9 protein-coding genes and 1 tRNA gene are annotated in these 7,707 nt (G+C 46.0%); 8 read left to right on the forward strand and 2 right to left on the reverse strand.

Annotation, left to right across the window (positions count from 1 at the left end):
* Positions 1-290: 290 nt before the first annotated feature.
* Positions 291-375 (reverse strand) — tRNA-Ser (locus AAFP11_RS28915).
* A 34-nt stretch (positions 376-409) separates the two neighbouring features.
* Positions 410-1,324, reverse strand: coding sequence for a TIGR04168 family protein (locus AAFP11_RS28920; RefSeq protein WP_341740118.1), 915 nt, complete (start codon positions 1,322-1,324; stop codon positions 410-412).
* Between the two features lie 192 nt (positions 1,325-1,516).
* On the opposite strand from AAFP11_RS28920, the gene nadA reads away from it, so the two are divergent.
* The 8 genes from nadA to AAFP11_RS28960 form a co-directional block, all read left to right on the forward strand.
* Positions 1,517-2,485 carry a quinolinate synthase NadA gene (gene nadA, locus AAFP11_RS28925; protein WP_341740119.1) on the forward strand — a complete coding sequence of 323 codons (969 nt, stop codon included), beginning with the start codon at positions 1,517-1,519 and terminating at the stop codon, positions 2,483-2,485.
* A 102-nt stretch (positions 2,486-2,587) separates the two neighbouring features.
* Entirely contained in the window at positions 2,588-3,205 is a 618-nt protein-coding gene (locus AAFP11_RS28930; protein ID WP_341740120.1) for a TIGR04282 family arsenosugar biosynthesis glycosyltransferase, read from the forward strand.
* A 310-nt stretch (positions 3,206-3,515) separates the two neighbouring features.
* Positions 3,516-4,229 (forward strand): TIGR04283 family arsenosugar biosynthesis glycosyltransferase, encoded by a 714-nt coding sequence (locus tag AAFP11_RS28935; RefSeq protein WP_341740121.1) that lies wholly within the window; start codon positions 3,516-3,518, stop codon positions 4,227-4,229.
* Positions 4,230-4,343: 114 nt separating this feature from the next.
* Positions 4,344-4,847 (forward strand): photosystem I reaction center protein subunit XI, encoded by a 504-nt coding sequence (locus AAFP11_RS28940; RefSeq protein ID WP_341740122.1) that lies wholly within the window; start codon positions 4,344-4,346, stop codon positions 4,845-4,847.
* Between the two features lie 62 nt (positions 4,848-4,909).
* Positions 4,910-5,026 carry a photosystem I reaction center subunit VIII gene (locus tag AAFP11_RS28945; protein ID WP_340522449.1) on the forward strand — a complete coding sequence of 39 codons (117 nt, stop codon included), beginning with the start codon at positions 4,910-4,912 and terminating at the stop codon, positions 5,024-5,026.
* 407 nt (positions 5,027-5,433) lie between these two features.
* Entirely contained in the window at positions 5,434-5,991 is a 558-nt protein-coding gene (locus AAFP11_RS28950; RefSeq protein ID WP_340522452.1) for a hypothetical protein, read from the forward strand.
* A 138-nt stretch (positions 5,992-6,129) separates the two neighbouring features.
* The gene (locus AAFP11_RS28955; RefSeq protein WP_341740123.1) at positions 6,130-7,017 is read left to right on the forward strand and encodes a hypothetical protein; all 888 of its coding nucleotides are present in this window, start codon (positions 6,130-6,132) and stop codon (positions 7,015-7,017) included.
* A 163-nt stretch (positions 7,018-7,180) separates the two neighbouring features.
* The coding region (locus AAFP11_RS28960) for a DUF2996 domain-containing protein (protein ID WP_341740124.1) at positions 7,181-7,707 on the forward strand (527 nt) is incomplete at its 3' end.

Raw genomic sequence — 7,707 nt, forward strand, 5'->3', positions numbered from 1 at the left:
GTTGTTAAACGCTGCGGTGGCGAAGATATTTGGCGGGTCACTGCCTGAGAAAATAGCTCGATGCCTGGGATTTATTTACCACACATAATGCCTCTTTCTCTCTTCTAGAAAGGGGCTTTGTTGTTTCTATGCCATTGTTAGTCTGGATATATTCCCACAACTCAATTAGTCGAGCATAAGGAACATTGAAAGGCTAAGCCGTCAATTTGACCGTTGTCATTTTGAAATGGAGAATCCAAAAGACTTTGCAATGAAATCAAAACCCTGGGCAGTAAACAAAAAAAAAGCGACGGAGAGGGTGGGATTTGAACCCACGGAACCTTTCAGTTCACCTGATTTCAAGTCAGGCGCATTCGACCACTCTGCCACCTCTCCAGGTGGATAAACTCCATCATACCAGTAGTTGTCGCTAACCACAAGTAGTTGCAGATTCAGTCCGCCGATAAAGAATTTGTTCTGTTTCCACAGAGAAATCTTTACCCACCCACACTAAAGATACTTCCGACACTACTCCCGTATCCAGTTCCACGATCGAGAAATTTCGTAGTTTCGAGCAATCTCTGTCCACAATGCGCGGTACCCTAGCTGCATTCACATACACCGTACCCTTGGCACTCACCACCGACTTCCGAAACTCGTGTTTGATGTGGCGGAGTTGATGGTGCATATGCCCAAAAGTTACCAGAGGTATCGGCTTCCCAGAATTACGAGTTTTCTCGATCGCCACTGCAAAATCCGGATCGCCCCAATCCCCTCCCAGTGGCTTCCAATCTCGCCCGCAGAGGTCTTCAGGAGCCTCTCCTAGGCCAATCGGGCCTGTATGACCCAAAAAAATCACATTTTCGCAATCCGCGTCCGCAGCCGCCAGTGCAATGCGTTGCGCCGACTCCTCAAAACTCTCTACCCCAAACCACTCCGAGTAAAAATCCCCGTACTTCCAATCCGATCCGCCCCACGTAAACGGGCGACTTCCTACGACTGTTACGCCCAATTCGGGAAAATCTCGTTTCCCGTAACCGACGTGAGCTTCTCCCATTAAGTCTATTTGCTGTTTGACGCGATTTTCTTGTTGGCGATCGTAGGGACACTTACTGCGCCCCCAATCCGTCGCCGTGTACCAAGCATCGTGATTCCCAAACACAGCAGCTTTCGGAATATCCAATTGGGCAATCGCCCGCACCACATCCACCGACTCATTCCCAAAATCCCCCACAAACAGCACCAAATCAACACCCAGATGCTTTAGGGCCTCGCCGTCTTCGGCTTCCCACTGATCGTGAACATCTCCCACCACTGCAATTTTGATAGATTTAGTCTGATTCATTTGATTTGCCCTTTGCGATCGCTTCCCCCCTCTTATCAGCATAGGAAACAGCGACCAATTTTTACACATCCCCCCAGCCAATTTTATATTTTAGATGGGTTCAACGGAACTACCAGTCTTTTTTGGTGAATTCAACTATAATTCAAAGTACACTTTAGCTTTCTTCACCACCTTTCGCGGAATATTTTAACTGTGTTTACCACCGCACGTTCTCCCAACCTGACCGAAAGCAGACTGCCCGATGACTTGTTTGCAGCCATTAAAGCCCTCAAACAAGAGTTGAACGCCGTCATTCTCGCCCATTATTACCAAGACTCAGACATTCAAGACATCGCCGATTTCATTGGTGATTCCCTGGAACTAGCCCGGAAAGCAGCCAACACCAATGCCGACGTCATCGTGTTTGCCGGTGTCCATTTTATGGCAGAAACCGCCAAAATCCTCAATCCCGACAAATTAGTCTTGTTGCCCGACTTGAATGCTGGGTGTTCCCTCGCCGATAGTTGTCCTCCCGAAGCCTTTGCAGCTTTCAAAGCCGATCGACCAGGACATTTGGTAATTTCCTACATTAATTGTACGGCCGAAATTAAGGCAATGAGCGATATTATTTGCACCAGTTCCAACGCCGTAAAAATTGTCAACCAAATCCCCGAAAACCAGCCGATAATTTTTGGGCCCGATCGCAATCTCGGTCGTTACGTCATGGAAGAAAGCGGTAGAAAAATGGAACTGTGGCAAGGAGCTTGCATCGTCCATGAAAACTTCTCAGAAAAAAAGATAGTTCAACTAAAAATCGAAAATCCCGAAGCCGAAATCATTGCCCACCCGGAATGCGAACCTCCCGTACTCCGCCATGCCAACTATATCGGCTCCACCACTGCTTTGCTGAAATATTCTCAAGCTAGTTCCAGCCGTGCTTTCATTGTAGCGACTGAGCCCGGAATCATTCACCAAATGCAAAAGCAAACACCTCACAAACACTTTATTCCCGCGCCTCCCAACAACAATAGTTGTGCTTGCAATGAATGTCCACATATGAGATTAAATACCTTGGAAAAATTGTATCTAGCCATGAAAAATCAAACCCCAGAAATTACCATGCCTCAAGAACTGCAACTAGCAGCTTTAAAGCCGATTCAGCGAATGCTAGAAATGAGTTGAATGCTCACGGTTGACGCTTCAGGGTTAATAATCAATCTCTTCTAGGTTAAGTTGGGCGCAGCGATTCAATTAAGTCATTCCTTTAAACATCAGGGACGATAAATGATTTCAGAACAACTAATTATTTTCACTCGCTATCCAGCACCGGGAAAAGCCAAAACTCGATTAATTCCTGTACTCGGAAAAGAAGGAGCAGCCAACCTTCACCGCCTGATGACTCAAAGGACGATCGCCCGCGCCCTCTCTCTTCAAAACTCCCGCCAATTATCCGTAGAAATTCACTACACAGGCAGCAGCCAGCAACTCATGGAAGACTGGTTGGGAACTGAGATTGTTTATCATCAACAGTCGGACGGAGATTTGGGCGCAAGAATGCTCGCAGCCTTTCAAAAATCTTTTAATTGGGGTATTGAAAAAGTAGCAATTATCGGCACTGATTGCCCCAAATTAAAAGAACAGATTCTGGCCAAAGCTTTTGACGCTCTCAGTGACAAAGATTTAGTTTTGGGCCCTGCAAAAGATGGAGGTTATTATCTAATCGGGCTGCGTTTCCTGATACCTGAATTGTTCGACGGGATTCACTGGGGAAGCAGTGAAGTCTTTGCTGAAACGCTGGCGATCGCCCAAAATCTCGGTCTAAATATTGGTGTTCTCCCTACTTTAATAGATATCGATCGACCAGAGGATCTTATCGGTTTAGATATCAATATTTTGCGATAATTAAAACCAGGCTAAATCAGCCAAATTCATTAGTAATTATCATCAATAATTACAATTAATTACTTGTTTATGAAACCACAAAGTCATAATATAGTAATTGTATTTGTCTATCCAAATACTGACTCTCAGTAGTGGTTAGACAGCGCTTGAGAGAATTCTCTCAGGCGCGAGAAAAAGTAAGTAATAGTAGATATAGCAATCCTAAATCATTTGTGAATTTCTTACTCCCTCCCCTTAAATTGTCTGCGGTCATGCGAGAGCCCCTAGGAATATATTTGCACTCATTGAGATGCACCCTTATTTATTTTGTATGCCTGAAACTGCAAATCTCAAAATTTCTATTATCATTCCCGTCTTAAACGAAGCTCCTACGATCGCCAAAGTCATCTCCACCGCCCGCAATGCCGAAAATGTCGAAATAATAGTCGCTGACGGCGGCAGTCAGGATGGCACTGCTGAAATAGCCAAATATGAAGCCGATCGAACGATCTTCACCAGCCCAGGCCGCGCTACCCAAATGAATGCAGGTGCTGCCGCCTCCACAGGAGACATCCTCTTGTTCCTCCATGGAGACACTCATTTACCCCAGGGCTATGATGCTAGCGTCCGTCAAGCACTCACGAATCCCTCCATAGTGGCGGGAGCCTTTGAACTCAAGATTGATGCGCCTTTGCTCAGCCTGCGGCTAGTAGAAACAGGGGTAAAGTGCCGATCGCACTGGCTACAAATGCCCTACGGGGATCAAGCCATTTTCCTGAAAACAGATACCTTTAACCACATCGGTGGCTTTCCTAACTTGCCACTTATGGAAGACTTTGAATTTGTGCGCCGATTGAAAAAACAAGGCCGCATCAAAATAGTACCCCTAGCCGTACTCACCTGTGCCCGCCGCTGGCAGCAGCTTGGGGTAATCAAAACCACCGCCATCAATCAAATAGTAATTATTGGTTATTTTCTGGGATTATCGCCCGATCGACTCGCTTTCTGGTATAGAGGACAAAAGAAAAATTCTTCTCAAAACTAAAGAATGGTGAACTTTTCTAAAGCTCGCAGCCAATTTTGCAAATAGGCTACACGTCCCTGCGTAAAATATGACTTGAACGCCTCAACTTTCTTTCACACCGAGGAGAAACTAAATATGGCCGACCCCAGAAATGCAGAAATGATTCAACCCTTTAACGGCGACCCCTTCACGGGTCATCTAGCAACTCCCATTAGTGCTTCGGATTTTACCAAAGCATTCATTGGCAATTTGCCAGCCTACCGCAAAGGACTCTCCCCCCTAGTTCGAGGTCTAGAAATCGGCTTGGCCCACGGTTATTTCCTCGTCGGCCCAGAAATCGTCTTCGGGCCACTGCGGGACTATCCAGAAGCAGCTAATCTTGGTGGACTAATTACAGCCCTCGCCTTAGTTCTACTCGGCACAGCAGGTATGTCTGCCTACGGTTTGGTATCTTTCAAAGAAAATACTACCTACCCTAGCGCCAATCCCATGACTCCCGAAGCCCTCAAAACCGGCGAAGGCTGGAGCCAACTTACCGCTGGTTTCTTTGTTGGTGGCATGAGCGGTGTCTTTGCTGCCTATTTCTTACTCGAAAACTTTAAGGGCGTCGATGCCATGTTCCGCGGTTTGGTCAATTAAATTAGACCCTACTCGGAAATACCTCTGTTGGAACACAATAACTTTAGCTGGGAGAATTTGATATGACAGGTTCATACGCCGCTTCTTTTTTGCCTTGGATCTTGATTCCGCTCGTTACCTGGCTGATGCCAGTTGTGGTCATGGGTTTGTTGTTTATTCACATTGAAAGTGACGCCTAAATCCTAGTGATCCTGCCACATTGAAATTTGGGATTTGGGATTGGGGATAAAAACAAGAACCAGCCCCCTGATTCATCTGTAGGCCTCATGGGCAATTCTCAAATCTCAAATCCCATGCCATTATCTCAAATCCAAAATTTACCAGCCCTCGGATTTCAGACAGCCTCAGAAAAAACTGTTTTGATGTTGCTGACAGCCAAAATACAGGGCTTATTTACGAGAATGCTAATAATTTATTACCCAAGCAATCTTGCTGTTTTTTGCCTTCTGAACTGGTAATTGCAAAAAAACCTGCGCCCTCCAGCGGAGGTTTTTTTGTCAAAGCTAAAAATCCTCCCCTGGAGGAAGACAAATTGCTAAATTTTGAGTCACAATTGTCAATGGAAACTCTCTTACAGGAGACAGCGATGAAATTATCCTCCGCACGCCGAATCTTAGCTCCATTTCTGATCTCGGTACTGTTGCTCGTCACCTCCTGCGGTAAAGCCCCGGAACCCTCCCGCTGGGACAAAGCTCAGCAGGAAAGTACCCAAAAACCCTCCGCTAAAACTAAGCAGACAACTGCTGATAAATCCACTGCTGACAATCAAAACTTGCCCAACAAGGCAGTAGCAGGTGGCAAATTAAATAAATATTTCCCCTCGTCGGGTGGCGGATTCGATCGCGTCTTCGCTCAAGAAAAATCAGGTTTTGCCGAAGCTAAGCTCAACAAAGGTGGTAAAAATGTCGCGATGTTGTCCATCAACGACATCGCCGGCAACCCCTCGGCTGGCTCTAAATTCCAAAGCAGTACCCAGCAAATTGGCGGCTATCCCGCTGTTGCCCAAGGTGCTAATATCACTGCGGTCCTTGTGGCAAATCGCTACCAGGTGAAAGTTCAATCCCGCGATCCTTCTTTTACTGCTAGCGATCGCGAAGATTGGTTGACAAAATTTAACCTTAGTGGCCTTGCTAACGTCAAATAACCATACCTATGGTCATCGTCCAGCTTTAACTTGAGTCTGACTCTATTGGCATCCAATCATTACCAGAACTTTAAGACTGGTGCAATCTGCCAAAAGAAATACTTTTGAGTCCTGTTAATCAACTAGAAGGAGTTTTTTGTGAGCAAATCCATCTTTGAATTAGTGGATCAACTTCCTAAAGACAACATGACTGTCAAAGCTCTCAGAGCCCTTGACTTTGTTGTACCCGGTGAGTGGAACAATTTAATTGGTTTTGAAAATACCATTCGCGTGGTAACAGGCGAAACAGATGAAGAACTGATTCAGCAAATTGGCGATCGGGCGATCTACCTCTACAACGATAAATCTCAAGGCTACCAGCGCGCTCTCTGGCTCTACCAAACGATCGACAGTGCCTCCAGCGCCCTCGGTGCAGCAGCCCTCGCTAACAAAGTTGCCCAAAATGTACCGTTTTTGTCCATGCTTGGCAATCTCACCCCCAAGCCCGAAAAAGCTCAGACGATCGACCTTTCTTTGAAGTTAGTCGTTGAGTTACTCGCTTTTTGCCAAATTAACGGCCTTCCCGGCGACAGCATCGGCGATTTTGCTGGCGCTTTGGGCGACTATGGCGGCGAATCCCTGATGCGGATGGCTGCTTTGGTTTGTTTTGATGGTTTGATTCCTCTGGGCCCAGACTTTATCATGGCAACTCAGTCTTGGATAAATAGGCTTTCTCCTAGCGATTTGCAAGATAATCAGGCCTTCAAGTCGATCGGCAGTATGATTCCTGGTGGCAGCCCAGCAGGCCAGTTAGGCTTTATTGGGGACAGCTTTGGCTCGGTTTCTGGCTGGATGAGCTCTTTTGTGAGCGATCGCGGTTTGACTCCCCAAAACGTGATGGACAATTTGCAAAACTTTGTGGAAATTTCTGCTGATAAGGTGGACTATGTGGGGGCATTCCTCGACATGACTACCAACTACTACGAACACACAGGCGTTCAAACTTTGGCCCGCCGTTTGATTGAACGAGCTGTCGCTGAGATTTAGAATAATCATAGTCCTCAGTCATTAGTCAGTAGTCATCGGTCATTAGTTATTGGTTATTAGTTATTGGTTATTAGAAACAACAACTAAAACTAACAACCAACAAATAACTACTGACTACTGACTCCTGACTCCTCTACTCATCACTTTTTTACAGGAAGCACCAATGGCAGAAGAACCGACAAATCCAGCAGCAGGCGAAGCCGAAATTCCTAGTCTTTCTGCTGAAAACACTCCCAGCACTGACAAGCCTCAGCCGGCTGCTAAAAAGCCCGCAGCCCAAGCAGAAGGCGACAAGCCCCCAGCCAAAGCTAAAAAGGAAAAAGCACCTGCGGTTGAAGACAAGCCGTTTGCAGAATTTATGCAACAAGATTATTTGCCTGCTTTGCAAACTGCTTTAACTAAGCAGGGCGTTGAGGATTTAGACGTCACTTTTGCTAAGCAAAAAATTCCCGTTGCGGGTATGAGTTCCGCCGGCGATTGTTGGCAAGTAGTGGGCAAATTCCAATCAGGTCAGCGCCAATTTAACTTGTATTTTCCTAAGGAAAACATTCAAAGTCAAAGAGCTTTTTCTTGCGCTGAAAATAACACAAAAACTAGCACTCTTGAACCTTTTTTGATTGACGAGCGCAAGATTACCCTAGACTTAATGGTTTTTGGTGTAGTTCAGCGGCTTAATGCTCAAAAATGGCT

Origin of the sequence: Microcoleus sp. CAWBG640, from assembly GCF_020883015.1 — a bacterium.
Taxonomy (GTDB): domain Bacteria; phylum Cyanobacteriota; class Cyanobacteriia; order Cyanobacteriales; family Microcoleaceae; genus Microcoleus; species Microcoleus anatoxicus.